Origin of the sequence: Neorhizobium sp. R1-B, from assembly GCF_004368875.1 — a bacterium.
In the GTDB taxonomy this organism is placed as follows: Bacteria; Pseudomonadota; Alphaproteobacteria; order Rhizobiales; family Rhizobiaceae; genus Neorhizobium; species Neorhizobium huautlense.
Window position 1 is genome coordinate 105,773 of sequence record NZ_SOEM01000001.1, and the last position, 24,199, is coordinate 129,971.

23 protein-coding genes are annotated in these 24,199 nt (G+C 61.1%); 10 read left to right on the plus strand and 13 right to left on the minus strand.

Going from position 1 to position 24,199, the window contains the following annotated elements; genetic code table 11:
- The first annotated feature begins 23 nt into the window (after nt 1-23).
- A complete protein-coding gene (locus EDE05_RS00450; protein ID WP_134099396.1) occupies nt 24-506 on the plus strand; it encodes a nucleoside deaminase in 483 nt (160 codons plus the stop codon).
- Here EDE05_RS00450 and EDE05_RS00455 read toward each other — a convergent pair whose 3' ends face one another.
- The 6 genes from EDE05_RS00455 to EDE05_RS00480 form a co-directional block, all read right to left on the minus strand.
- Nucleotides 507-1,106, minus strand: coding sequence for a hypothetical protein (locus EDE05_RS00455; RefSeq protein WP_245422994.1), 600 nt, complete (start codon nt 1,104-1,106; stop codon nt 507-509). It lies immediately after the preceding gene.
- A 160-nt stretch (nt 1,107-1,266) separates the two neighbouring features.
- Complete coding sequence (ileS, locus tag EDE05_RS00460) at nt 1,267-4,200, minus strand: isoleucine--tRNA ligase (protein WP_134099399.1); 2,934 nt, start codon at nt 4,198-4,200, stop codon at nt 1,267-1,269.
- Between the two features lie 238 nt (nt 4,201-4,438).
- Nucleotides 4,439-5,419 carry a bifunctional riboflavin kinase/FAD synthetase gene (locus EDE05_RS00465; RefSeq protein ID WP_134099402.1) on the minus strand — a complete coding sequence of 327 codons (981 nt, stop codon included), beginning with the start codon at nt 5,417-5,419 and terminating at the stop codon, nt 4,439-4,441.
- Nucleotides 5,420-5,434: 15 nt separating this feature from the next.
- Entirely contained in the window at nt 5,435-6,283 is an 849-nt protein-coding gene (locus EDE05_RS00470; RefSeq protein ID WP_105374103.1) for a TIGR01459 family HAD-type hydrolase, read from the minus strand.
- Nucleotides 6,284-6,383: 100 nt separating this feature from the next.
- Entirely contained in the window at nt 6,384-7,721 is a 1,338-nt protein-coding gene (gene chrA, locus EDE05_RS00475; protein ID WP_134099873.1) for a chromate efflux transporter, read from the minus strand.
- Nucleotides 7,722-7,728: 7 nt separating this feature from the next.
- Nucleotides 7,729-8,547 carry a sulfurtransferase/chromate resistance protein gene (locus EDE05_RS00480; protein WP_134099405.1) on the minus strand — a complete coding sequence of 273 codons (819 nt, stop codon included), beginning with the start codon at nt 8,545-8,547 and terminating at the stop codon, nt 7,729-7,731.
- 296 nt (nt 8,548-8,843) lie between these two features.
- On the opposite strand from EDE05_RS00480, the gene groES reads away from it, so the two are divergent.
- The 3 genes from groES to EDE05_RS00495 all read left to right on the plus strand — a co-directional run bounded on the left by groES (nt 8,844) and on the right by EDE05_RS00495 (nt 12,515).
- Nucleotides 8,844-9,140, plus strand: a complete 297-nt coding sequence (gene groES / locus EDE05_RS00485; protein WP_113364390.1) for a co-chaperone GroES — start codon at nt 8,844-8,846, stop codon at nt 9,138-9,140.
- A 55-nt stretch (nt 9,141-9,195) separates the two neighbouring features.
- The gene (gene groL, locus EDE05_RS00490; RefSeq protein WP_105374100.1) at nt 9,196-10,836 is read left to right on the plus strand and encodes a chaperonin GroEL; all 1,641 of its coding nucleotides are present in this window, start codon (nt 9,196-9,198) and stop codon (nt 10,834-10,836) included.
- A gap of 137 nt (nt 10,837-10,973) precedes the next feature.
- Entirely contained in the window at nt 10,974-12,515 is a 1,542-nt protein-coding gene (locus EDE05_RS00495; RefSeq protein WP_132408682.1) for a cation:proton antiporter, read from the plus strand.
- 43 nt (nt 12,516-12,558) lie between these two features.
- On the opposite strand, the gene EDE05_RS00500 is transcribed toward EDE05_RS00495, so the two are convergent.
- Nucleotides 12,559-12,873 carry a hypothetical protein gene (locus EDE05_RS00500; RefSeq protein ID WP_105374098.1) on the minus strand — a complete coding sequence of 105 codons (315 nt, stop codon included), beginning with the start codon at nt 12,871-12,873 and terminating at the stop codon, nt 12,559-12,561.
- 131 nt (nt 12,874-13,004) lie between these two features.
- Nucleotides 13,005-14,051: a helix-turn-helix domain-containing protein gene (locus EDE05_RS00505; protein WP_207914803.1), complete on the minus strand. Its 1,047-nt coding sequence runs from the start codon at nt 14,049-14,051 to the stop codon at nt 13,005-13,007.
- A gap of 128 nt (nt 14,052-14,179) precedes the next feature.
- On the opposite strand from EDE05_RS00505, the gene EDE05_RS00510 reads away from it, so the two are divergent.
- Both EDE05_RS00510 and EDE05_RS00515 read left to right on the plus strand, forming a co-directional pair.
- Complete coding sequence (locus tag EDE05_RS00510) at nt 14,180-15,274, plus strand: methyltransferase domain-containing protein (protein ID WP_134099409.1); 1,095 nt, start codon at nt 14,180-14,182, stop codon at nt 15,272-15,274.
- A 156-nt stretch (nt 15,275-15,430) separates the two neighbouring features.
- Nucleotides 15,431-15,880, plus strand: a complete 450-nt coding sequence (locus EDE05_RS00515) for a DoxX family protein (protein ID WP_105374095.1) — start codon at nt 15,431-15,433, stop codon at nt 15,878-15,880.
- A gap of 64 nt (nt 15,881-15,944) precedes the next feature.
- On the opposite strand, the gene EDE05_RS00520 is transcribed toward EDE05_RS00515, so the two are convergent.
- The 4 genes from EDE05_RS00520 to hisS form a co-directional block, all read right to left on the minus strand.
- Nucleotides 15,945-16,349 carry a GFA family protein gene (locus tag EDE05_RS00520; protein ID WP_112801401.1) on the minus strand — a complete coding sequence of 135 codons (405 nt, stop codon included), beginning with the start codon at nt 16,347-16,349 and terminating at the stop codon, nt 15,945-15,947.
- Between the two features lie 19 nt (nt 16,350-16,368).
- Nucleotides 16,369-17,067: an ATP phosphoribosyltransferase gene (hisG, locus tag EDE05_RS00525; RefSeq protein WP_134099410.1), complete on the minus strand. Its 699-nt coding sequence runs from the start codon at nt 17,065-17,067 to the stop codon at nt 16,369-16,371.
- Nucleotides 17,067-18,185 carry an ATP phosphoribosyltransferase regulatory subunit gene (locus tag EDE05_RS00530; RefSeq protein ID WP_134099413.1) on the minus strand — a complete coding sequence of 373 codons (1,119 nt, stop codon included), beginning with the start codon at nt 18,183-18,185 and terminating at the stop codon, nt 17,067-17,069. Before EDE05_RS00530 ends, hisG begins: the two co-directional genes overlap by 1 nt.
- A 204-nt stretch (nt 18,186-18,389) precedes the next feature.
- Nucleotides 18,390-19,916 (minus strand): histidine--tRNA ligase, encoded by a 1,527-nt coding sequence (hisS, locus tag EDE05_RS00535; RefSeq protein ID WP_134099416.1) that lies wholly within the window; start codon nt 19,914-19,916, stop codon nt 18,390-18,392.
- 192 nt (nt 19,917-20,108) lie between these two features.
- On the opposite strand from hisS, the gene EDE05_RS00540 reads away from it, so the two are divergent.
- On the plus strand, nt 20,109-20,813 hold the full coding sequence (locus tag EDE05_RS00540) for an HAD family hydrolase (RefSeq protein WP_105374091.1): 705 nt from the start codon (nt 20,109-20,111) through the stop codon (nt 20,811-20,813).
- On the opposite strand, the gene EDE05_RS00545 is transcribed toward EDE05_RS00540, so the two are convergent.
- A complete protein-coding gene (locus tag EDE05_RS00545; RefSeq protein WP_134099419.1) occupies nt 20,800-21,429 on the minus strand; it encodes a DNA-3-methyladenine glycosylase I in 630 nt (209 codons plus the stop codon). The two genes, EDE05_RS00540 and EDE05_RS00545, sit on opposite strands and share 14 nt — an antisense overlap.
- Nucleotides 21,430-21,652: 223 nt before the next feature.
- Here EDE05_RS00545 and EDE05_RS00550 point away from each other — a divergent pair, with 223 nt between their 5' ends.
- The 3 genes from EDE05_RS00550 (at nt 21,653) to EDE05_RS00560 (ending at nt 24,150) form a co-directional block, all read left to right on the plus strand.
- Nucleotides 21,653-22,417, plus strand: coding sequence for a L,D-transpeptidase (locus tag EDE05_RS00550; protein WP_134099421.1), 765 nt, complete (start codon nt 21,653-21,655; stop codon nt 22,415-22,417).
- A 145-nt stretch (nt 22,418-22,562) separates the two neighbouring features.
- Nucleotides 22,563-23,255 (plus strand): L,D-transpeptidase, encoded by a 693-nt coding sequence (locus EDE05_RS00555; RefSeq protein ID WP_105374089.1) that lies wholly within the window; start codon nt 22,563-22,565, stop codon nt 23,253-23,255.
- A 181-nt stretch (nt 23,256-23,436) separates the two neighbouring features.
- Complete coding sequence (locus EDE05_RS00560) at nt 23,437-24,150, plus strand: outer membrane beta-barrel protein (protein ID WP_112801678.1); 714 nt, start codon at nt 23,437-23,439, stop codon at nt 24,148-24,150.
- The last annotated feature ends 49 nt before the right edge of the window (nt 24,151-24,199 follow it).

A 24,199-nucleotide genomic window follows, 5' to 3' on the forward strand; every position in this document is an offset into this window, starting at 1 on the left:
CGGGTTAAGAGGGAATCGCCGAAATGCCTAATAGCGACGGGTTCATGGATGCGGCACTCGCCGAGGCAAGGGCCGCAGCGGCTCGCGGCGAGGTTCCCGTCGGAGCCGTGCTGGTGCTCGACGGCACGATCATCGCCCGGTCAGGAAACCGCACCCGCGCCGACAACGACGTTACCGCCCATGCGGAGATAGCCGTCATCCGCGAAGCATCTGCAGCGCTCGGCCAGGAGCGGCTTGCAGGCGCCGATCTCTACGTGACTCTGGAGCCCTGCACGATGTGCGCGGCAGCCATTTCATTCGCGCGTATCCGCCGCCTCTATTACGGCGCGGACGATCCTAAAGGTGGAGCGGTCGACAACGGCGTGCGCTTCTTCCGCCAGCCGACCTGCCATCACGTCCCCGAAGTCTATTCCGGCCTGGGCGAGACCGAGGCGGCCGCACTGCTCACCGGCTTCTTCAAATCGAGAAGAGATACCGATGGGACCGCCGGGCACGAAGAAATCTGATCAGAACAGCTTCCACCAGTCGCTGGACTTCTTCGCGTCCGCGGCTTCCTTCCTGCGGCGCTTTTCCTTCTGAAGCTCCGGTTCGCCGACATCGCTAAGATTGGCCGCATCGGTGGAGCGGAACTCTGCCGGCGGTTCGACGAGCGAGCGACGGCGGGCCGAGACATCGACGGTTTCGGCGTCCTGCTTGGCCTTGCGAAAGGCTTCCCATTTTTCGGACTCGGTCATCTGCCCTGCCTGGCCCTTGCCAGCCAGCAGCGGAGAACGATAGCCGGGATCCTTTTCGTTCGCTGCGGCCTCGTCACGCAGGCGCTGACGGGTCTCTTCCGGAGATTCGACCCAGTTCGGGTTGGTCTCACGATTGGCCAGCGATTGCTGCGGCGGCGGCAGGTTCGCCGCATCTCCCTTTGCCACGACCAAAGCGGGACGGGGATTGTATTTCAGATTGCGCTTCGCTTCGTCATTCTTGCCGCCGAGCGAAACGGACTGGCCGAGATCGTCGGTCAGCTGCTCGAAAGCCGTCTTGTCGGTCCCGTAGGTCGGACCGCCCGCGCAGCCCGAAAGGGCCGATGCCACGGCAAGGACGCCGGCCACGCCCATGCCGACACGAAACGCAGATGTGGTTGTCATCAAAACCCTTCCAGCGGCGTCCGTCCCGACGCCTCAGTCTACTTGCACCCCAAGTGGCCGGAAAATCCGGCCAATTTCAGGCAGAAATACCGGATGACGCGCCAAAGCGCAATCATCCGGCCATTTTGGATCAACCGAGGCGGCCAAGGCTCGCAAGCTCGCGAAGCGCGGAAGCGTCACGGGCCGAGACATCCGGATATTCCGGATCGGAGCCCACATCCTTCGTCACCCGCCAGGAACGAGCGCATTTCACGCCCTCCGCCAGCGTCGGATCGACAACCACACCCGGCACTTCCGGCAGCAGGAAGGCGTCCTGCGGTCCCTCGCCTGCAACGATGGCGATGCCTGACGTGATGCAAGTTTCCTCGAAATCGTGCCCATCAAGCGCCTTGAGAAGCTCCGGATCGGTGACATAGACTACCGGCGCCGCCTCAAGCGAGGAGCCGATACGCTTGTCCTTGCGCTCGATCTCGAGAGCGCCGGTGACGACCGAGCGGACCTTGCGGATCTTCGCCCATTTCTCCGCAACAACGTCGTTCTTCCACTCGGCCGGAACGTTCGCGAACTGTTCGAGATGCACGGAGACCGCCTGCGGGTTGCGCGAAAGCCAGGCCTCTTCCGTCGTGAACGGCAGCATGGGAGCAAGCCAGGTGACCGTGCAGTCAAAGATCTTGCGGATGACGGCAAGTGCCGCACGGCGGCGCAGCGAAGACGGCGCGTCGCAGTAGAGCGCGTCCTTGCGGATGTCGAAATAAAAGGCCGACAGCTCGATATTGGCGAAGTCGATGAGCGCGCGAGCGATCTTCTTGAATTCGAAGGCGTCATACCCCTCGCGGACGACTTTATCGAGTTCCGCCAGGCGGTGCAGCATCAGCTTTTCAAGTTCGGGCAGGTCGCCATAGGCGATCTCCTCGCCCTCGTCATGAGCGAGCGTGCCGAGCATCCAGCGGATGGTGTTACGCAGCTTGCGGTAGGCGTCCACATTCGTCTGGATGATCGTCTTGCCGAGACGCTGGTCTTCCCAGTAGTCCGTCGTCATCACCCAGAGGCGCAGGATATCGGCGCCTGCATCCTTCATCACGTCCTGCGGCGCCACGACATTACCCAGTGACTTCGACATCTTCTGGCCCTTCTCATCCATGGTGAAACCATGGGTGACGACCGTGTCATAGGGCGCCCGTCCGCGGGTGGCGGCGGATTCCAAGAGCGAGGAATGGAACCAGCCGCGATGCTGGTCGGAACCTTCGAGATAAACGTCAGCCGGCCATTTCAGGTCCGGACGGTCTTCGAGCGTGAAGGTGTGCGTCGAGCCAGAATCGAACCAGACGTCGAGGATGTCCATGACCTGCGTCCAGCCTTCGTTGGCGCGAGAGCCGAGGAAACGCTCGCGGGCACCGGCGGCGAACCAGGCGTCGGCGCCTTCCTTTTCGAAGGCGTCGAGGATGCGCTGGTTGACCGCCTCGTCCTGCAGGATTTCGCCCTCGTCATCCACGAAGACGCAGATCGGCACGCCCCAGGCGCGCTGGCGCGACAGCACCCAATCCGGACGCTGCTCGATCATGGCGCGCAGACGGTTCTGGCCGCCCGCAGGAACAAAACGGGTGTCGTCGATCGCCTTAAGCGCACGGGTGCGCAACGTCGTGCCGTCCTTGAGGTCCTTGTCCATATAGACGAACCATTGCGGCGTGTTGCGGAAGATGATCGGCTTCTTCGACCGCCAGGAATGCGGATACTGATGCTTCAGGCGACCGCGCGCAAACAGCGCGTTCCTCTCGATCAGCGCCTTGATGACGCGATCGTTGGCATCGCCCTTCTTGCCGTTGTCGTCCATGACCCTCACGCCGTCGAAGCCCGGCGCATCTGCCGTGTAGGTACCGCTATCGTCGACCGGGAACGGGATCTTCGTGTCGATGCCGCGCGCTTCCAGCTCCCGGACATGATGCGTCCAGGCCTCGAAGTCCTCGCGGCCGTGCGAGGGGGCGGTGTGGACGAAGCCGGTGCCGGCATCGTCGGTGACGTGATCGCCGGCGAGCAGCGGGACGTCGAAGGTGTAGCCGCCGCCAAGGCCCTTGAGGGGATGGGCGCAGGTGATCGCACCAAGCTCATCGGCGGAGATATCGCGCAGACGTTTGTACTGGAGCTTTGCCTTGGCGAAACTCTCTTCAGCCAGCTTGTCGGCGAAGATCAGCCTTTCACTCGGACGCGGGCCGAAGTCATTGGCGGCTTCCGTGACCTCATAGAGGCCGTAAGCGATCTTTGGCGAATAGGAGATCGCGCGGTTGCCGGGGATGGTCCATGGCGTAGTCGTCCAGATGACGACATGAGCATCCAAAAGATCGGATTTGCCCGCACCCGGCTCAACTTGGACCATCAGAACGGGAAACTTCACCCAGATCGTATCGCTCTCGTAGTCCTGATACTCGACTTCCGCTTCCGCGAGCGCGGTGCGCTCGACGACCGACCACATGATCGGCTTGGAGCCGCGATAGAGCTGGCCGCTCTTGGCGATCTTCAGCAGCTCGCCGGCGATGCGGCTTTCCGCGTGAAAATTCATCGTCAGGTACGGATTGTCGAAATCGCCGACGATGCCGAGGCGCTTGAACTCTTCCGCCTGAACCTTGATCCATTTTTCCGCATAGGCGCGGCACTCGCGGCGGAACTCGATCATCGCGTCCGGCTGCTTCAGGTCCGGCTTCTGCTTGCCCTTGGAGCGGTAATTCTCCTCCTCGATCTTCCACTCGATCGGCAGGCCGTGGCAGTCCCAGCCGGGAACGTAGTTGGAGTCAAACCCACGCATCTGGAACGAGCGGGTGATGACGTCCTTCAGGATCTTGTTCAGCGCATGGCCGATATGGATGTTGCCGTTGGCATAGGGCGGGCCATCGTGCAGGACGAACTTTTCCCGGCCGGCGGCGGAAGCGCGCAGTTGCTTGTAGAGATCCATCTGCTGCCAGCGGGAGACCAGCTCCGGCTCCTTCTGCGGCAGGCCGGCGCGCATCGGGAAATCGGTTTCAGGCAGATAGAGGGTCTTCGAGTAGTCGAGCTTTTCGGCGGTATCGGTCATGGCGGGTAATCGTCTCTGGCAGCGCTCAAGGGGCGCATCGTGAATGAAAATTCGGTGGCGGAAGGCGCTTTACGCAAGCGCCGAAAACCCGGACCCTCCGGCCGCTCCTAAAGCGCGCGGAAGGCCGGGCCTATAATTCGAATGATCATCTTACCTGTGATCTGGGCCGACCTGGATTTTTTCATGGTGGCGGTTATTACGGGTTTTTGCGCGGGAAAGGAAGGGGAATTCCAAAAAGTCAAAACGCAATCCTAGCGTCCAGCTCGCTCAATGGCCTCACTCCGGAGAGTAGCGCCCGTGCTTCTTCCTCATCCCGCCTGATCTGGGCGACCAGCGGATCGAGGCCATCGAATTTCAGTTCGTCGCGCAGATGGCCGAAGAAGGAGACGCAGCAGGTTTCTCCATAAAGGCTGTCGGAGAAATCGAAGACGTAGGTCTCCAGCAGCGGAACACCGTTTTCCGTCACCGTAGGGCGGCGTCCATAGCTCGCCACGCCGTCATGGAGCGTCCCGTCCGCACGGCGAAAGTGCACGGCATAAATGCCGGGTTTCAGCTCTGCTTCCGGCGGAAGCTGCATGTTGGCGGTGGGGAAGCCGAGCTGACGTCCGAGTTTTTCGCCGCCGATCACCTCCGCCTCCACCGTATACCGGTACCCGAGCAAGCCGGCTGCGGCGCTCACATCGCCTTCACCCAGCAGCGCCCGGATGCGGCTGGAGGAAATGACCTCGGCATTCTCGTCCCGGAAGGCGTCCATCAAGTAGACCGTGAAGCCGTGTCGCTCTCCGGAGGCCATCAGGAAGGCCGGGCCGCCTTCCCTGCCCTTGCCGAAATGGAAGTCGAAGCCGGTGACAACCGCACTGGCATGAAGCCAGTCGACCAGGATCGTCTGGATGAATTCTTCTGCCGAACGCATCGAAAAATCACGATCGAAAGGATATTCGATTACGGATCGGAAGCCCATCGCCTCCAGAAGCCGTGCCTTCATGGGAGCGGGTGTCAGGCGGAACACCGGCTCCTCGGGCCGAAACACCGTCCGCGGATGCGGTTCGAACGTCAGCACCAGCGCCGGAACGCCCCGCTCTGCGGCAAGCGTCAATGCACGCTCCAGCACGCTGCGGTGACCGCGATGCACGCCGTCGAAATTGCCGATCGCCACAACGCCGCCCTTCAGCGCTTCGGGCAGCGGCTCCTTCTTCTCGTTGCGGTGAAATACGGTCATCGATGCAGTTCCGCTTCAGGCCAGGCGCGGCATCCAGTATTTCGGCGTTGCATTCTCGCGCTTCAGCCAAGCGTTCAAAATCGCCTCGTCCGTCTGACCGTTGATCGTATATTCCGCCACGTGGATGCCGCTGCTGATATAAAGAAGGTCGAGGCCATAGGCGAGAGCGCCGCGCACGTCAGTCGGCATGCCGTCACCGATCGCCAGAACCCGGCTCATCGGGAAATCGCCGCGCACTTCCCGGGCGGCAGCAAGCGTCGCTTCGTAGATCGGCCGGTGCGGCTTACCGGCAACCCGGGTCTTGCCGCCCAGCTCTTCGTAATAGGCGGCAACCGCTCCTGCGCAGGGAATGATGCGATGGCCGCGCTCGACCACCAGATCGGGATTGGCACAGATCAGAGGCACCTCGCGCTTGGCGAAGTCGGTCAGCATCTCGGTATAATCTTCCGGTACTTCCTCTTCGTCGTCGAAGAATCCTGTGCAGACGATGCAATCCGCCTGGTCTGCGGAAACGACTTCCACGCCGAGGCCGTCGAACAGGTTGAGATCGCGGTCCGGCCCGATCAGGAAGACTTTCTTCGGGCCATCGACGATCAGGTGCTGGGTCACGTCTCCGGATGTCACGATGCGGTCGTAGGTTTCATCCGGCACGCCGAGTGCGCGCATCTGCTGGATGACGCCGGGCGCCGGGCGTGGCGAATTGGTAATGAGGACAACGGTCGCCCCTGCTTCACGAGCTGCGGCGAGCGCCTTACAGGAATGCATGAACGGGTCGACACCATTGTGAACGACGCCCCAGACGTCGGAAAGAACCACATCGTAGTCGCCGATGACTTCGCTCAGATTCTGGATGCGCTTTGCCATGCCTGCTGCCTCGTGATTTTCGATTGGCGCTGATGTCGCAAAGCTTGCCCGCGAAGGCAAGGGCGATTTGCGTTCCGCGCCGTTCGATTTCACCGCGGCGTCACAGGAGAGCCGGAAGCTTGAGCGCCAGACCGGCGAGAGCGCATATGGCCAACACAGGCACCATGCCAACCCTTATCCGGAACAAAAGAACCGCCGAAAGCAGGAAAAGCAGGAAGGCGGCCAGGTCAAGGCTCGTCCAGACCGGCCAGGAAACATGGAGGCCGGCCGCCGGCCACAGCGGGATTTCGCCGACCTCGCGGAAGAGGACATGCATCCCGAACCAGATGGCGAGATTAAGGATGACCCCCACCACAGCGGCCGTGATCGCCGAGAGGGCCGCTGAAAATGTCGCGTTGCCGCGGAGCCGCTCGATGAAGGGTGCCCCGGCAAAAATCCAGATGAAGCTCGGCACGAAGGTGGCCCAGGCGACCAGTAGGGCGCCGATGACGCCGCCCGTGACGGCTCCCAGCCCGGCAGCTTCGCGGAAGCCGACAAGGAAGCCGACGAAAGAAAGCACCAATACCAGCGGCCCCGGCGTTGTTTCCGCCAGCGCCAGCCCGTCCAGCATTTCGCCCGGCCTCAGCCAGCCGTAATCCTGGACTGCGACCTGCGCCACGTAGGCAAGCACCGCATAAGCCCCGCCGAAAGTGACCAGGGCCATCTTGGAGAAGAAAGTGAACATCGCCGACAGGGCCTCTGTACCGGAGACCAGCCAGAGGGCCAGAAGCGGAAGCTGCCAGACAGCGACCCAGAAGACGAGCGTCGCAACCGCCTTCAAAGCCGGCGGGCGTTTTGGAAGATCGATGGGCGCGGCGGCTCCTGTCGGCCGGCTTCCGCCGGGACGGACGGAGACGAAGCCAGCGATGCCCGCCAGCAGCACGACCAGCGGAAACGGAAGGCTGAAAAAGAACAGCGATATGAAGGCCAGAGCCGCAATGGCGACGAGGAACCGGCTCTTCAACGTCTTGCGGCCGAGCCGGATCACCGCTTCGACGACGATCGCCAGCACCGCCGCTTTCAGGCCATAGAAGAGGCCGGTCAGCCAGGTCGTGTCCTGGTAGAGCGAATAGGCGGTCGAAAGGCCGATGATGACTGCCAGGCCGGGAATGACGAACAGAAGCCCGGCGATTATGCCTCCGCGGGTACCATGCATCAACCAGCCGATATAAGTCGCCAGTTGCTGCGCTTCAGGCCCCGGCAGCAGCATGCAGTAATTCAGCGCGTGAAGAAACCGCTCCTCGGAAATCCAGCGCTTCTCATCCACCAGGATCCGGTGCATCAGACCTATCTGACCCGCGGGGCCACCAAAGCTCAATACTCCAATCTTGGCGAAAACCGCCGTCATCTCCCTAAGTCCGACAGGGCCGGAAACCTCTTCCTTCACCATCGCGTCCATTGCCGTGTCACTTCCGTCCGCCATGGGATACCCAATCATGTTTCTCGTCCGCCGCGTCGCGAGCCCAACGATAAAGTGCGTCATAGATGAGCATACCCTGCTCCATCTGTTCCAGATCGCTGGAATACATCCGCGACAGGCCAAGCGATATCGCCAGGAGCCCCGCAGCCTGAGGCTCAAGGTCGGGTCGGTCCGTGTCGGCGCCTCGGACGATCCGAGCGAGGTGGCCGAGTGCGGGAAATGACAATCCGAACTCCTCGATCATGACATCGAAGCTGCAGAGTTCGCCGCGATGGCTCCAGAAGACGCCTTCGATATCGAAAGACGTCGCGCCGAAGCGGTCGGCGACGGCCTCGACCTCTACAGCCGAGACGAATAGAAAAGTGGCGCCGGGATCAACAAAGCGGCGGATCAGCCAGGGACAGGCGATGCGGTCGATTTTCGGCCGGGCGCGCGTTACCCAGAGTGTCGCGCCGTCGGCCTTCCTGTCGGGGATCCTTTCCACAGGCAGGAGCGGCAGCCCGAGTTCCCGCCAGCTTTCGAAACCTCCCTCCAGAACCTCTGCCTCGGCGCCCGCAATACGCAGGAAGGCCGCAACGCCTTCGCTCAGCTTGCGGCCCTTCTGGCAGACGACCACAACCCATCGCCGGTTCAACGACGGAGCCCAATCGGCGACATCGTGGTGAGCCTTCTTGAGCGAAGCCGGCAGCAGGAAAGGGTTTTCGGCAAAGTCGTCCCGGTCGCGCACGTCGATAATCAGCGGCGCCTTGGGAGTACCGATTAATCGTGCCAATTTCTCAGATGAGATAGCATTATAAGTCGCCATGGTCGTGCCCTCTAAGGTTCATATGTGATAGTCATATGAAGGACGCGAACTTCGGCATGGCGCCTCGTGGGGCACTCGCAAACCCCATATATCATTTAGACGAAATTGCTACTCCAAAGTCAAGTTTCAGCAATCGCCCGGCTCCTCGCGAAGCGCTGTTTTTTCTGTCCCTATCCTTGACTCTTCCGCTCGCCGAGCCTACATCCGCGGCGCTTAGCACTCCCTGGAGGTGAGTGCTAACATTCCAGCGGATCATCACGTGATCCGTCAATGTCATTTGATCGAGGGATTAGACAATGGCAAACACCAATTTCCGCCCCCTGCACGATCGCGTCGTCGTTCGTCGCGTCGAGTCTGAAGAAAAGACCAAGGGCGGCATCATCATTCCTGATACCGCCAAGGAAAAGCCGCAGGAAGGCGAAATCGTCGCCGTCGGTTCTGGCGCCCGCGATGAATCCGGCAAGGTCGTCGCTCTCGACGTCAAGGCTGGCGACCGCGTTCTCTTCGGCAAGTGGTCCGGCACCGAAGTCAAGATCAACGGCGAAGACCTTCTGATCATGAAGGAAGCCGACATCATGGGCATCATCGGCTGATAAGCCGCCTGTCCTTACCGAAATTCGCTGACACCCCTTTTCAGGAGTTCTCAAAATGGCAGCTAAAGAAGTCAAATTCGGCCGCACCGCACGTGAAAAGATGCTGCGTGGCGTCGACATTCTCGCTGACGCAGTCAAGGTAACGCTCGGCCCGAAGGGTCGTAACGTCGTTATCGACAAGTCCTTCGGTGCGCCGCGCATCACCAAGGACGGCGTCTCCGTCGCCAAGGAAATCGAACTGGAAGACAAGTTCGAAAACATGGGCGCCCAGATGGTCCGCGAAGTCGCTTCGAAGACCAACGACATCGCCGGCGACGGCACCACCACCGCTACGGTTCTCGCTCAGGCTATCGTTCGCGAAGGCAACAAGGCCGTCGCAGCCGGCATGAACCCGATGGACCTGAAGCGCGGCATCGATCTCGCCGTAGCCGAAGTCGTCAAGGATCTCCAGGCCAAGGCCAAGAAGATCAACACTTCGGAAGAAGTTGCCCAGGTCGGCACGATCTCCGCAAACGGCGAGCGCCAGATCGGCCTCGACATTGCTGAAGCCATGCAGAAGGTCGGCAACGAAGGCGTCATCACGGTTGAAGAAGCCAAGACCGCCGAAACCGAACTCGAAGTGGTCGAAGGCATGCAGTTCGACCGCGGCTACCTGTCGCCCTACTTCGTGACCAACCCGGAAAAGATGGTTGCCGATCTCGATGACGCTTACATTCTCCTTCACGAGAAGAAGCTCTCGAACCTGCAGGCCATGCTCCCGGTTCTCGAAGCCGTCGTTCAGACCGGCAAGCCGCTCCTGATCATCGCTGAAGACGTCGAAGGCGAGGCACTTGCTACCCTCGTCGTCAACAAGCTGCGCGGTGGCCTGAAGATTGCTGCCGTCAAGGCTCCGGGCTTCGGCGACCGCCGCAAGGCCATGCTGGAAGACATCGCCATCCTCACGGGCGGCACTGTGATCTCCGAAGACCTCGGCATCAAGCTCGAGAATGTCACCCTCGACATGCTCGGCCGCTCCAAGAAGGTCTCGATCTCCAAGGAAAACACCACGATCGTCGACGGTGCCGGCGCCAAGTCCGACATCGAAGGCCGCGTCAATCAGATCAAGGCGCAGATCGAGGAAACCACCTCGGATTACGATCGTGAGAAGCTCCAGGAGCGCCTCGCCAAGCTCGCTGGCGGCGTTGCCGTCATCCGCGTCGGCGGTTCGACCGAAGTCGAAGTGAAGGAAAAGAAGGACCGCATCGACGACGCTCTCAACGCGACCCGCGCTGCCGTTCAGGAAGGCATCGTTCCGGGCGGCGGTATCGCCCTGCTGCGCTCCTCCGTCAAGATCACGTCCAAGGGCGCTAATGACGACCAGGAAGCCGGCATCAACATCGTCCGCAAAGCATTGCAGTCGCTGGTCCGCCAGATCGCTGACAACGCTGGTGACGAAGCTTCGATCGTCGTCGGCAAGGTTCTCGACAAGAACGAAGACAACTACGGCTACAACGCACAGACCGGCGAATATGGCGACATGATCGCCATGGGTATCGTCGATCCGCTGAAGGTCGTCCGCACGGCTCTGCAGAATGCTGCTTCGGTTGCTTCGCTGCTGATCACCACGGAAGCCATGATCGCCGAGCTGCCGAAGAAGGACGCTCCGGCCGGCATGCCTGGCGGCATGGGCGGAATGGGCGGAATGGACATGATGTGAGGCTGATGCCTCGCATCTGAGCCATCTGGTTCAGTTAGGAAGGGCGGTTTTCGGACCGCCCTTTTGTTGCTCTGATCCATCAAAAACGACGCTAAACCAACGCTGACAAAAGCCGCGACGGGAACTACAGTCGCCGCATGAGTTTCTTTGAGAGCCTGCTTGTCCTCTTGCTTGTCGCGGTCGTGCTGTTGCAGGTCTCGCGACGACTTTCGGTGCCCTATCCGTCCATGCTCGCGCTGGCGGGTGCGGCGGTCGCGCTTTTGCCGGGCATGCCTTACATTTCGCTGGAGCCTGCGACGGCTCTTGCTCTCTTCATTGCGCCGGCGCTGCTCGACGCCGCTTTCGATTTTCCGGTCGGGATCGCGCGCCGCTTCTGGTTGCCGCTCCTCGTCTTCGCGATCGGGGGCGTAGCCGTCACCGCCGCTGCCGTTGCCTTTGTCGGCTGGGCCGTCGCCGGCCTGCCCCTGGCTGCAGCGCTTGTTCTCGGTGCGATCGTCGCACCGCCCGATGCGGCGGCTGCAACGGCGGTTCTGTCATCTATGGCCATTCCGCGCAGCACCGACACCGTGCTTCGGGGCGAGAGCCTCTTCAATGATGCCGCGGCACTGCTGATATTCGATGCGGCCTTGGCGGTTCAATCCGCAGGCAGCCTCGATGCGCCCGTCGCCCTGCATCTCACCCTCGCGGTGCCGGGCGGCATCCTGCTCGGCATTGTCGCCGCATGGCTGTCCCGTCATCTTTACCGGCTGGTTAGCGGCACGCTCGGCGGCAATCTCCTGCAATTCGTCCAGACTTTCCTGCTCTGGATCATCGCCGCGCGACTGGCGTTTTCGGCGGTGCTTGCCATCGTCGCTTTCGCAATGATGCTGGCCCGTAGCGACGGGACACGATCTTCGGCGCGCATGCGTGTCCAATCCTATGCCGTCTGGAGCGCGGCGGTCTTCGTGCTCAACGTCATGGCCTTTCTTTTGATGGGCATGCAGGTGCGTGGTATCCTCGACAGCATGTCGGCCGATCGCCTCGGAGAAGCCCTCCGCTTCGCGCTGCTGACCGTGATTGTCGTCGTGCTGGTCCGCTTCGTCATCTGTATCGGCTTTAACCGCCTACGCGCCTGGTATGCACGCAGCCACGGCAGGCCGGAACCCGCAACGCTGAACCAGGCGCTGCTTGCGGGGTGGTGCGGCATGCGAGGGCTCGTCACGCTTGCAACTGCCTTCGCCCTGCCCGCAGACTTTCCGCAACGCGATATGGTGGTCCTGACGGCTTTTGCCGTCGTTCTCGCCACCCTCGTAGTTCAGGGACTGACATTGGCGCCCGTCATCCGCTTACTCGGCCTCGATCGCCGAGCTGAAGGCAGAGGCGAACTCGCGACGCGGCGAAGCGAAATTGCGGCCGCCGGTCTTGCCCCACTTGAAGGACTACAGGAACCGGAAGCCGAATTGCTGCGCGCCAAGTTCCAGCTCGAACAGCGGGCAATCGCCAACGCGGCCGGCGCCGCTTCTTTGGAAACCTATCGCCGGCTGGCGTTAATGGCGATCGCGGCCCAGCGCGATGAACTCGACCGGCTGCGGGTGGCGCATCAGGTCAATGTCGATGAATACAATCTTTTGCTTGAAGAGATCGACTGGCGCGAGCTTTCGGTCCTGCCGGAAGAGGCCCGCCGCATCGAAGAAATTTGACCGCCCGACCCAGGCCGGGCAGTCAGCGGGCTTGACCAGCACCCTAGTAGAGATCCCGTCCATTGTTGGACTTGCGGTAGATATTGCGAGAGGCCCTATCCTGCATACGCTCGATCCGCTGCCGCTCCCGATAGGAGACGTAGCCGTCACGGGAAGCCCGCCACTGCGCCCGGTCGATCCGCTGCTGCTGGCGGGAGAGATTGCGCAGCTCCTGCGGTGTCAGTTCGCCGCGCGCCATGCCGCGATAGATGCGATACTCCTGACGGTATTCCCGTCCCTCGCTGCGGTAGGTCTGGGCCAGGCCCGGGACGCTCGAGGCGACCAGAATGGCAAGAGCACTGACGATGATCTTCTTCATCACATACCTCCTTTCGGGGAAAATTTGCTTCGAAAACAGCTGCATCCTGATGATCCAACGATGAACCAAGGCTGAAGGTTGCGTTCAGGAAGGCTGGGAAGATGTGACGCCGGAAGCTTGCCGGTTCGGGATCAGGCCAACCGTTCGCGCCTCGATGCCCGAAGCTCCGGCGGCGGCATGCTCCGCCTGCGATAGTCCGACGGAGTGAGGCCAACCAATTTACGGAACAGTCTGCGGAAGCTTGCCGGCTCCACATAGCCCACCTCGGCCGCAACGTTGTCGAGCGACATATCGGAGGTTTCGAGTATCTGCTTTGCCTCCTCCATACGAAGCGTCTGGATATATTCAAGCGGAGACTGGCCGGTCGCGGCGCGGAAACGTCTCAGGAAACTGCGCTCCGTCAGACCGCTCCGTGCCGCCATTTCTGCGACCGGGTTCGGACGCGGGTAATTTTCGGCCGCCCAAATCTGCGCGGCGGCGATCAATCGGTCTTCGTGCTGGCGCCCCACGGTGAGGGAGGCGAAAGGCAATTGCCCTTCGCTATGCCATTGCAACAAAAAGATCTTCGCAATGCGCCGCGCCTCCTCAGAGCTGACGAAACGGCCGATCAGATAAAGGAGGAGGTCGTGCCAGGACGACGCGCCACCGGCACTGATGATACGGTGGCCCTCGCCTGCGGGAATGAGGATACGCTCACGCCGCACGCGGACCTTTGGATAGCGGGCGGACATCTGGCTCGCGTAACCCCAATGGGTGGCAGCGTCCTTCCCGTCCAGCAGGCCGGCTTCCGCGAGGAGCAGCGAGCCGGAACAGACCGAACAGATGATAGCTCCCGTCTGATAAGCGGCGCGGATCCAGTCCACCACCGCATTGTAGGAATTGGGATAGGGCTGAGTGAGATCGACAATGATATCCGGTACGATGACGATATCGGGTGCGGGTCGATCGCTCAAAGCACCGTGCGGAGTGACGATCACGCCGTTCGGTCCAAGAAAGGGCTCGCCATCGAGCGACAGCATCATCGGCGAGAATGCGGGCGGCAGCGGTGTACGGCCGTGCAGCAATTCCCAGTCCCGACCGACCGATGAGAGAACATCCACCATCATGATCATGCCGGTGGCCGTCATCTCCGGAAGGCTCACGATCACCGTCTCGATCGGTTTTTGTCCCGAATCCATGTCCCGCATGTCCGTTCTGGATCGCTTCCGCCTGAAACGAACCTATCAGACACCCTTCTCTCCGCATAGAGATCGCAATCAGGCGGACGTCGAAAGCAGGCCCGTCTAATCAACTCGGGAGAGAGACAATGACCACCAACACCGCACTCGCGGGAACGCAAAACACATTCAATGAAGCCAAGGCGGAAGCCTTTGCCGGGCAGATGATCGGCGCGCTCAACAGCGCCTCGCTCGTGCTCATGACCTCGATCGGCCACCGTACCGGCCTCTTCGACGTTCTTGCCGGCACGCCGTCCACCACAGTCGCCAATCTTGCCCAGAAGGCAAACCTGGCCGAGCGCTATGTGCGCGAATGGCTCTCTGTGCTGGCCACCACAGGCGTTGTAGACTATGAACCGGCCACGAAAACCTTCACACTTCCGGCTGAACATTCCGCCTTTCTGACCCGGGCAGCAACACCGAACAACATTGCCGTCGAGGCACAATTTCTTGGCGTTGCCTTCGAAGTGGAAGAGGAAATCATTCAGCGCTTCCGCGACGGCAAGGGCCTGCACTACCATCACTATGGGCGTTTTCACGAGGTGATGGCGGAATCGAGCCACCAATCCGTCGTCTGCTCGCTCAACGAACACATCCTGCCGCTCATCCCTGGTATTCTTGCCAGATTGAGGAGTGGTATCCTGGTGGCGGACGTCGGCTGCGGCCAGGGCCTGGCGCTTCTAAAGCTCGCCGAGGCGTTTCCGGCCAGTCGTTTCATTGGCTACGACTTATGCACGGACGCCTTCCAGCAGGCTCAGAAGACGGCGATCGAGAAGAAGCTGACCAATCTCACCTTCGTAGAAAAAGATCTTTCGACGGCAACATCTCTCGGCACCTACGACCTGATACTTGCCTTCGACGCCGTGCACGACCAGAAAGACCCTCAAGGCCTGCTCGATACGGTGCGGAACTCGCTTGCCGAGGACGGAGTGTTCCTGATGCAGGACATAGGCGGGTCCAGCTATCTTGAAAAAAACACGGACGTGCCGCTTGCTCCCTTCCTCTATATGATGTCGACCATGCACTGCACTCCGGTTTCGCTCGGCCAAGGCGGAGCCGGGCTCGGTACGATGTGGGGCGTGGAAATGGCGGAAGGGATGTTGAAGAAGGCCGGTTTTTCAACAATCGATCTGAACCGGCTGCCCCATGATATCGTCAATGCCTATTTCATCGCCCGGCCATGAAAGGGAGACAAGAGCGCGCGGTCGCTCTTGTCGTTCACTCTCCGTAGACAAAGCGTCTATGATTGTTCATCTTCCGGACACGATCAAAAAAGGGCAAATAACCGATCAGCAAATTCAAACCGTCTGTCGACCACAGACCACTGATCGGAGATCGAAATGTCCGCCACTTCTACCAATTCCCTGCTTCTCGTCAGCCGCCTCCTCCTGTCCGGCATGTTCGTCATGTCCGGCTTCCAGAAGCTCGTCGATCCGTCCGGCACGGCCGGCATGATCACCGGCGCCGGCCTTCCCGCCGCCACTTTGCTCGCCTATGCCGCGGGCGTCTTCGAACTTGTTGCAGGTCTTGCAGTGCTGACCGGCTTCCAGACCCGCATCGCGGCGCTGCTACTGGCCGGCTTTTCACTCTTTACCGGACTGGTCTTCCATTCTGGCGCCATCGCCATCCCCGGCTTTCCGGATGCCGCAAACGGCCTGCTCAGCCTCTTCAACAGCCTGATGATGATGAAGAACATCACGATTGCAGGCGGCTTCCTGGCACTCGCCGCTTTCGGCGCCGGCGCCTACTCGATCGACGCCCGCCGCGGTTCTGTCGCAATCGCTGCCTAAGCTTTGCGAGTTCCCTGCCTTTGACTTGATCCGCCGGACATCCGTCCGGCGGATTTTTTTAGGTTCAATCCGTCTCGCGCGCCGGCAATTCTGCCAGCTCGGAGAGCCACGGTGCAGCCGAACGGCACCAGACCTGGCGCTGGGGCTTCAGTTCCATCCGTTGATCGATGCTTCCCCAGCGGATACCCCAGATTTTTGCGGCCTCCCCCTCACCGTTGACGAAAAGTTGCGAGCCGCATTCCGGACAGAAATACTGGAGGCGGCCCCGGCCGCTTTCGGCCGTCTTGCGATATTGCTTCGGGGGATTGCCGGTGAGTTTGAAGTCGCCTTCCGGCACGACGGCGGTGACCCGGAAGGGCGAGCCCGTGAGCTTTTGGCAGTCGGTGCAGTGGCAGATGGAGACCCTTTGCGGGTCAAGTTCGGCTTCGTAGGTCACATGCCCGCAATGGCATCTGCCGGTGATATGCATCGATCTTTCTCCTCATCAATCAGAGGGCCGCGCGGACTGCCTCCATGATCCTTGAAACCCTCGGGTCATCATCGTGCGCCGACTTGCGCGCCCGCACCAGGCAGGCTTCGGACTTCAGGATCACCCCGTCCGACAGGATCTTCAAGTGGTTTGCCTTGAGCGTCGAGCCGGTCGAGGTGATATCAACGATGATATCCGCCTGCCCCGCAGCCGGCGCGCCCTCCGTGGCGCCCAGGCTTTCGACGATGCGGTAAAGCTGGATGCCATGCTGCGACGAGAAGAATTGCTGCGTCAGCCGCCAGTATTTCGTGGCGATCTGCAGCCGTCTGCCGTGGCGGGCGCGGAAATCGGCCGCCACATCGCCAAGATCGGCCATGGTTTCCACATCGAGCCAGATTTCAGGCACCGCGACGACGACATCCGCCTGGCCGAAGCCGAGGCGGGCGCAGAATTCTACCTTCTGGTCGGCGCCGACCATGCCCTCGCGAACGAGGTCTTCTCCCGTGACGCCGAAGTCGACTGCACCGTTGGCAAGCTCGCGGGCGATCTCCGAGGCCGACAGATAGGTGATTTCGACACTCTCCATGCCGTCGATCCGTCCCCGGTAAGACCGGTCGTTGCCGACTGCAGAAATGCCGAGGCCGGCCCGTTCGAAGATCGCCGCGGTGTCTTCCTTGATGCGGCCCTTAGACGGCAGGGCAATCGTAAGGACGCTCATTATTTTGCCCTCGCCGCTTCAATTCTATCGAGCCAGAGCGAAAAGCCGACGGCCGGGATTCGTTCCTTCGCTCCGAGAAGGGTCAGCAGCCGGTCGAAACGGCCGCCCCCGGCGAGCACCGCAGATGAACCACTTACCGTTACCTCGAAGACGAGGCCGGTGTAGTAGTCGAGCGGCCGGCCAAAGGCAGCGCGATAGGTCATGGCGGAAAGATCGGCTCCGGCATTGGCAAGCGCTGCCAGCCGCGCGTCGAAGAGCGCGATCGCTGGCCCGAGCTTCAGATCCGCGGCGTCGGCAAACCCGGCCAGAGCCGCCGGCGCCTCCGCCAGCGGAAGCCGCAGTGTCAGGAATTCCCGCAGCAGCAACAGCGCGCCACCATCGAGCCGTGTTTCGGCAAGCTCCAGTTTCTCCTTCAGCCGTCTTGCGATCTCGGCCGGCGACCGGCTCGCATTGGTCGAATAGCCGGTCTCCTGCATCGTGCGGTCGATCCGTGCGATGAGCTCGGCCTCGTCGCCGGACGCGACGAGTTTCGCCACCTCCTGATCGAGCCCCGTTACCGGCTGCGGTCGGGCAAGCCGATCCAGCAGAGCCTCCAAATGCACCATGTCCCCGAAGGCGTGGATCAGCCGCTTCTGCCAGCCGAGCGGCAGGCCGAGCGCCCGGACGACCGCCTCGAACACGGCCTGGTCACCGAGCGTCAGCTCCAGCTTCCCGCCGGGCAGGAGCGCCCCCAGAATGCCTGTCGCGTCGATGATGGCACGCGCGTCGGCACGGGCGATGTCCTTGTCGCCGAGGTCTTCAATGCCGGCCTGGTAGAATTCATGCGCGCCCTCGCGGCGCTGGCGGAACACCTCGCCGAGATAGGAATAACGCTTCGGCGTGCCGGTTGCGGTCTCGATGTGGCGCAGGCAGACCGGAATGGTGAATTCCGGACGCAGGCAGAGATTGGCGCCGGTTTCACTTTCGGTCAGAAAAATGCGCCGGCGCAGATCCTCGCCCGCCATGTCGAGGAACGGTTCGGCCGGCTGGATAACCGGCGTATTGACCCGCTCGGTACGGCGGGCGGCGAATTCATTGAGGAGGTCCGTCGAGAAATCGGGCATGTCGATCAGGGGCATGGGGTTGCTCCCGCTGTGCCACGAAGCACCCCTCTGCCCTGCCGGGCATCTCCCCCTTGGGTGGGAAGATCACAAGCCGCACGACCGCCGCTTCCAAAGCGACGCTGCGGAGATCGGGACGTCAGAGAGGAAATGAGAAGCTGGCCTCTAGCCAATCCCCCCCCTTGAGGGGGAGATGTCCGGTAGGACAGAGGGGGGTAAGCCTTACGCATTGCCCGCCCTTTTCCGATCCTCCGCCTGGGCTGCCAGGATTTCCTTCACCTTGGCGACGAGATCGGCCTCGGCAACGGTATCCTGCGCCACCCGCGCCTCCCGCCAGGTGGCATTGTCCTCGATCTCGCCGGAAAGCCGCTTGCCTTCGATCAGGTCCTTCAACTGCACAACGCCCTGCGCCCGTTCGTCGCCGCCCTGGATGATGGCGATCGGGCAACCGCGGCGATCGGCATATTTCAGCTGGTTGCCGAATTTCTTCCAGTTGCCCTGATACATTTCGGCACGAATGCCTTCGTTGCGCAACATCTGCGTGAAGCGCTGGTAGCGGCCCATGCTCTCGACATCGCCGTCCATGACGGTGACGAGAACCGGCGCGAGAACTTCGTCCTGGCCGAGCTTGCCAAGGTTTTTGAGCGCCGTCATCAGGCGCGAGACACCGATCGAAAAACCCGTCGCCGGCACCGGCTGGCCCATGAAACGCGATACCAGGCCATCATACCGCCCACCGCCGCCGACCGAACCGAAGACGACCTTTTCCCCTTTTTCATTGGTGACGTCGAAGAGGAGCTCGGCTTCGAAGACGGGGCCGGTGTAATATTCGAGGCCGCGGACGACGGAAGGATCGATCTTGATGCGGTCGTCGGTATAGCCAGCCCCCAGGCATAAGCCTTGGATGACATTCAATTCATCCATACCAACCCACGCCAAATCAGCTCCGCCGGATTGGAAGAGATTCTTAAGTGTTGCGCTCCAGTCAACCGCAGACGCACCTTCGATGAACTTAGTGACGAAGGCGATCTGCTCAGCATCGAGTCCGGCACCCTTGGTGAAGTCACCGCTCTCATCCTTGCGGCCCGGTCCAAGCAGCAATTTCACGCCATCGACGCCAAACTTGTCGAGCTTGTCGATGGCCCGCAACACGCTGAGCCGCCGACCCGCATTCTCATCGCCACCAAGCCCGATGGCCTCCATCACACCATCCAGAACCTTACGGTTGTTCACCCGGATCACATAATCACCGCGTTTGATGCCGAGCGCTTCCATCGTGTCGGCCATCATCATGCACATCTCGGCATCGGCCTGGACGCCTGGGGCGCCGACGGTATCGGCGTCGAACTGCATGAACTGGCGGAAACGGCCGGGACCCGGCTTCTCGTTGCGGAAGACGTAACCGGCGCGATAGGTGCGGAACGGCAGCTGGATCTCGTTGAAATTTTCCGCGACGTGGCGGGCGAGCGGCGCGGTCAGGTCGTAGCGCAGGCTCATCCACTGGTCGTCGTCATCCTGCAGCGAAAAGACGCCCTCGTTCGGGCGGTCGCTGTCCGGCAGGAACTTTCCGAGCGCGTCGGTATATTCGAATAGCGGCGTCTCGACCGGGTCGAAGCCGTAGCGCTCGTAGACCTCGCGGATTTTTGCGATCATCTCGTTGGTGGCATGGATATCGGCAGCGGAACGATCGACGAAGCCGCGCGGCAGGCGGGCCCTCAATTTCTGCGGTTTCTTTTGCTTGTCGCTCATGATCGGATTCCATTGCCTGCGGCCTGAAGAGGCCGGATTTGTGTGCGGTTTCTTAGAGGATAGAGGCCGGAGCGGCAAGGGCAGCGGCGGGCGAAGAATCGTTGCGGGCGGCATGACAATCCATCTCTGGCGGCGTCCCCGCTTGTCCGCCGTTCCGCGATCCTCCATATGAACGGTTGGAGGAAGTTTGACATGCGCCCGATTACTGCGATCGGTTTCGATGCCGACGATACGCTCTGGCAGAACGAGCAATATTACCGTCTGACGGAAGAGCATTTCCAGACACTGCTCGGGGATTATGCCGAGGGTACGCATATTGCAGAGCGTCTGCTGGAAGCCGAAAAGCGCAATCTTGCCCACTATGGTTTCGGCATCAAAGGCTTCACCCTGTCGATGATCGAGACGGCAATCGAGATCACCGACGGTAAGGTGCCGAGCAAGACGATCGGCCAGATTCTCGATATCGGCCGCGACCTTCTTCGCCACCCTGTGGAAACCCTGCCGCATGTCGAAGAGACATTGGAGGCCCTCAACGGCGAATATCTTCTGGTGCTGATTACCAAGGGCGATCTCTTCGACCAGGAGCGGAAGCTGGCGCAATCAGGGTTGGGCGACTATTTCGACGCGATCGAGATCGTCAGCGACAAGAGCGCCACGGTCTATCGGCGCATCTTCTCGAAATTGGCCGACGGCCCCGAACGGGCCATGATGGTCGGCAATTCCCTGAAGTCCGATATCGTCCCTGCAATAGCCGCTGGAAGCTACGGCGTCTTTGTGCCGCATGCGCTCACCTGGGTCCTGGAGCATGTGGACGCGCCGACCGACGCGCCGCGCTTTCGTCAGATCGAGAATCTCGGCGACCTGCACCAGGTTCTGCTCGAGATCACGGGCGTTTGAACCTCAACCGCAATTCATCGACCTCCTGTCGGCAAAAACAACCGTCGAGATGATCGTTGACGAGACCCATCGCCTGCATGAAGGCGTAGACAGTGGTCGGGCCGACGAAGGTCCAGCCCCTTTTCTTCAAAGTCTTGGAGAGCAGCACCGAGACCGGCGTGGTCGGATTGGCGCGCAGCGTCGCCAGATCCATCATTTCCGGACGCTCATGTGTTCCCGGCTCGAAGCTCCAGAAGAATTTTGCCAAAGATCCGAATTCGTCCCGCAATTCCCGTGCCCGGCCGGCATTGTTGATGGTGGAGACGATCTTGCCGCGATGGCGGATGATGCCGATGTCGCCCAGCAGGCGGGCGACATCCTCTTCTCCGAACTCGGCCACCTTGTCGAAGTCGAAACCGGCAAAGGCGGCGCGAAAATTCTCGCGCTTGCGCAGGATCGTCAGCCAGGACAGTCCCGACTGGAACCCTTCGAGACAGATCTTCTCGAAAAGCCTAAAGTCATCCGTCACAGGCCGGCCCCATTCCTCGTCATGATAACGACGATAGTCCTCCAGGCCGCCGTGCCAGAAGCAGCGCCCCTTGCCATCATCACCGATGATGATTCCTGCCTTTTCCATCCCAAACCCCGATTCTTAACAGCGTTTGCCGCCCCTTTAGCACTGGTCAACCATGTTTCAAAACCGAGCGGTAACCCTGCCAAAAGGTTTATAGGCAAGATGCGTTTTCGTGTTCCACCCGTTTACCATTCGCTTTCACCTCGCGCTCACCATGCCGTCAACACGCGTGCCGCCCTCGTCTTGGGATGGCGCCCGTCGGTGATTGTAACGAGTGGATCCGACCATGACGAAAACCCTGTTTCTGGCGCTTGGCCTTGCGGCCGCCTTTTCCAGCGCCGCCCTCGCAAACGACCGCTACCGCGAACGCCCGCCGGTCATCGTCAGCCCAGACCTTGCCGCTCCTTGGGTGATGCAGCTTGCCGGGCCGAATGCCCGACCGGTCGTTTATCCCCGGCAGGTCGCTCAGCCTCGTGTCATCTACCGTCAGCGCGAATACCAGCAGCCACGCGCGGTCCAGCGACGCGGCATCTTCGGAGAGAGCCGGGTGGAACCCGCTGCAGTCCGGCCGACCGGGCCGGTCCGTAGCCAGATCGAACCGCAGTTCCTGCCTCAGACGGTGGCCTACGATACTTCGGAACGGCCGGGCACCATCATCATCGACACCAATAACCGCTTCCTCTATCTGGTAATGGGCGATGGCCAAGCCCGCCGCTACGGAGTGGGCGTCGGCAAACCGGGCTTCGAATGGGCCGGCGAACATCGGATCACCCGAAAGGCGGAATGGCCGAACTGGACGCCTCCGAAGGAAATGATCGCCCGCGAAGCCGCCAAGGGCCACTACCTGCCGGCGCGCATGGACGGCGGGCCGGAAAATCCACTCGGCGCCCGCGCCATGTATCTCGGCTCGACGCTTTACCGCATTCACGGCACCAACGCTCCCTGGACGATCGGCAGCGCGGTGTCTTCCGGCTGCATCCGCATGCGCAACGAAGACGTGGTGGATCTCTACGAGCGGGTAAATATCGGCACAAAAGTCGTGGTCATGTGATCCGTTTACTTCAATGTGAGGCGGCGGCGACACAGTCCCGCCGTCTTTTGACCTTCACATCTTCTTTATTAGCCATGTACAGTCTTGCTTTGCCGCCGGAGTCAGTTAGCTTCCCGCCATTCTGAAATTGAGAAGGACTGCGGGAATGAGGAGAGGCATGACCGTCGCGATGGCCATGGGGATGGCTGGCGCGATATTTCTGACGGCCGGAAACGCAGGCGCGTTCACCACGGCCGCATCGCAAATCGAACGTCCGGCAAGCGACGTCACACTTGTGGCCCAGCCCCGGGAAGTACCCGAGAAATACAAGCGCCGCATGGTGCGTTTCTCGACGAGCGAAAAACCCGGCACGATCATCGTCGATACCGACAACAAGTTCCTCTACTACATCGAAGGCCCGAACCGTGCGACGCGCTACGGTATCGGCGTCGGTCGCGAGGGCTTCGGCTGGTCCGGCATCGTCAATGTCGGCCGCAAGGAGGAATGGCCGTCCTGGAGGCCGCCGGCGGAAATGCGAGCGCGCGAAGCCCGCAACGGCCGTATCCTGCCGGTCGTACAGGAAGGCGGCATCGACAATCCGCTCGGTGCCCGGGCGCTCTATCTCTATAAGGGCGGGCGCGACACCATCTTCCGCATCCACGGCACCAACCAGCCCTGGACAATCGGTCTCAACATGTCGTCCGGCTGCATCCGCATGATGAACAAGGACGTCGAGCACCTTTACGCCCGTGCCGGCATCGGCTCCAAAGTGGTTGTCATCGGCCCCGGCAACCGTCATGGCAAGGTCGATTACAAGGACCGCGGCATCGATATTTTCGGCACGATCTTCGGCGGATGAGAAGACCATTCCGAATGACAAAAAGGGCGGCGGGAGCTGCCCTTTTTGCCGGTTTACAGTTCATTAACCATAATCGATCTAGCTTCGTAGGCGACTGGTGCAAAAAAGGCACAGACCGACGCAGCATCCGCCGCTAATGTGCACCGCAAAAGCCAATATCCTTTTTCTGCAGGCTGATTCCATGCGCAAGCTTCTTTCTCTTTCCTTAATTTCCACGGCGCTTGCCGCCGGTATTGCATTCACCTCCGCCCATGCCGCCGATCCCACCCAGGCAGAAGCGCCTTATGTCGCTCCGGTCGAGACGGGCGGATGGGAAATCTCCGCTTACGGCGGCTACCAGTTTTCGCCCCACTCGGACATCGAGGTTTCCGACCAGCCCGATTTCACGGCCGGCTGGGATACCAAGCCGTTCCAGATGCCGCCTTACTGGGGCATCCGCGGCACCTATTGGTTTGACGGCGGTGCCCTCTCCAACTGGGGTATCTCGCTCGACTACACCCATGCAAAGGTCTACGCGGACGACGACACCCTGGCTGATGCCGGCTGGTCGCATTTCGAGTTCACCGACGGCATCAACCTGCTGACGTTGAACGCGCTCTACAAGTTCCCGATCGAAGGCAGCAAGTTCACGCCTTACGTCGGTGCCGGTGTCGGTATCAACGTTCCACATGTGGAAGTCACCCGCGCCTCAGGCCGCACATTCGACTATCAGTTCGGCGGCGCGACCCTGCAGGCGCAAGCCGGCGTGAAGTACCAATTCACCGACAACTGGTCGGTCTTTGCCGAATACAAGGGTAATTATTCCTGGGTCGACGTGGACATCGACAGCGGCGCTTCGCTGAAGACCAACATCCTCACCCATGCCGTCAACTTCGGTGTGTCCTACAAGTTCTGAGGCGTTGAACCCTCTCGCAAAAAAGCCGGCGTCACCGCCGGCTTTTTTG

Coding starts and splice junctions, on each gene's coding strand:
- EDE05_RS00450 (WP_134099396.1), top strand. CDS start 24: ATGCCTAATAGCGACGGGTTCATGGATGCGGCACTCGCCGAGGCAAGG.
- EDE05_RS00455 (WP_245422994.1), bottom strand. CDS start 1,106: ATGGGCGTGGCCGGCGTCCTTGCCGTGGCATCGGCCCTTTCGGGCTGC.
- ileS (WP_134099399.1), bottom strand. CDS start 4,200: ATGACCGATACCGCCGAAAAGCTCGACTACTCGAAGACCCTCTATCTG.
- EDE05_RS00465 (WP_134099402.1), bottom strand. CDS start 5,419: ATGACCGTATTTCACCGCAACGAGAAGAAGGAGCCGCTGCCCGAAGCG.
- EDE05_RS00470 (WP_105374103.1), bottom strand. CDS start 6,283: ATGGCAAAGCGCATCCAGAATCTGAGCGAAGTCATCGGCGACTACGAT.
- chrA (WP_134099873.1), bottom strand. CDS start 7,721: ATGGACGCGATGGTGAAGGAAGAGGTTTCCGGCCCTGTCGGACTTAGG.
- EDE05_RS00480 (WP_134099405.1), bottom strand. CDS start 8,547: ATGGCGACTTATAATGCTATCTCATCTGAGAAATTGGCACGATTAATC.
- groES (WP_113364390.1), top strand. CDS start 8,844: ATGGCAAACACCAATTTCCGCCCCCTGCACGATCGCGTCGTCGTTCGT.
- groL (WP_105374100.1), top strand. CDS start 9,196: ATGGCAGCTAAAGAAGTCAAATTCGGCCGCACCGCACGTGAAAAGATG.
- EDE05_RS00495 (WP_132408682.1), top strand. CDS start 10,974: ATGAGTTTCTTTGAGAGCCTGCTTGTCCTCTTGCTTGTCGCGGTCGTG.
- EDE05_RS00500 (WP_105374098.1), bottom strand. CDS start 12,873: ATGAAGAAGATCATCGTCAGTGCTCTTGCCATTCTGGTCGCCTCGAGC.
- EDE05_RS00505 (WP_207914803.1), bottom strand. CDS start 14,051: ATGGATTCGGGACAAAAACCGATCGAGACGGTGATCGTGAGCCTTCCG.
- EDE05_RS00510 (WP_134099409.1), top strand. CDS start 14,180: ATGACCACCAACACCGCACTCGCGGGAACGCAAAACACATTCAATGAA.
- EDE05_RS00515 (WP_105374095.1), top strand. CDS start 15,431: ATGTCCGCCACTTCTACCAATTCCCTGCTTCTCGTCAGCCGCCTCCTC.
- EDE05_RS00520 (WP_112801401.1), bottom strand. CDS start 16,349: ATGCATATCACCGGCAGATGCCATTGCGGGCATGTGACCTACGAAGCC.
- hisG (WP_134099410.1), bottom strand. CDS start 17,067: ATGAGCGTCCTTACGATTGCCCTGCCGTCTAAGGGCCGCATCAAGGAA.
- EDE05_RS00530 (WP_134099413.1), bottom strand. CDS start 18,185: ATGCCCCTGATCGACATGCCCGATTTCTCGACGGACCTCCTCAATGAA.
- hisS (WP_134099416.1), bottom strand. CDS start 19,916: ATGAGCGACAAGCAAAAGAAACCGCAGAAATTGAGGGCCCGCCTGCCG.
- EDE05_RS00540 (WP_105374091.1), top strand. CDS start 20,109: ATGCGCCCGATTACTGCGATCGGTTTCGATGCCGACGATACGCTCTGG.
- EDE05_RS00545 (WP_134099419.1), bottom strand. CDS start 21,429: ATGGAAAAGGCAGGAATCATCATCGGTGATGATGGCAAGGGGCGCTGC.
- EDE05_RS00550 (WP_134099421.1), top strand. CDS start 21,653: ATGACGAAAACCCTGTTTCTGGCGCTTGGCCTTGCGGCCGCCTTTTCC.
- EDE05_RS00555 (WP_105374089.1), top strand. CDS start 22,563: ATGAGGAGAGGCATGACCGTCGCGATGGCCATGGGGATGGCTGGCGCG.
- EDE05_RS00560 (WP_112801678.1), top strand. CDS start 23,437: ATGCGCAAGCTTCTTTCTCTTTCCTTAATTTCCACGGCGCTTGCCGCC.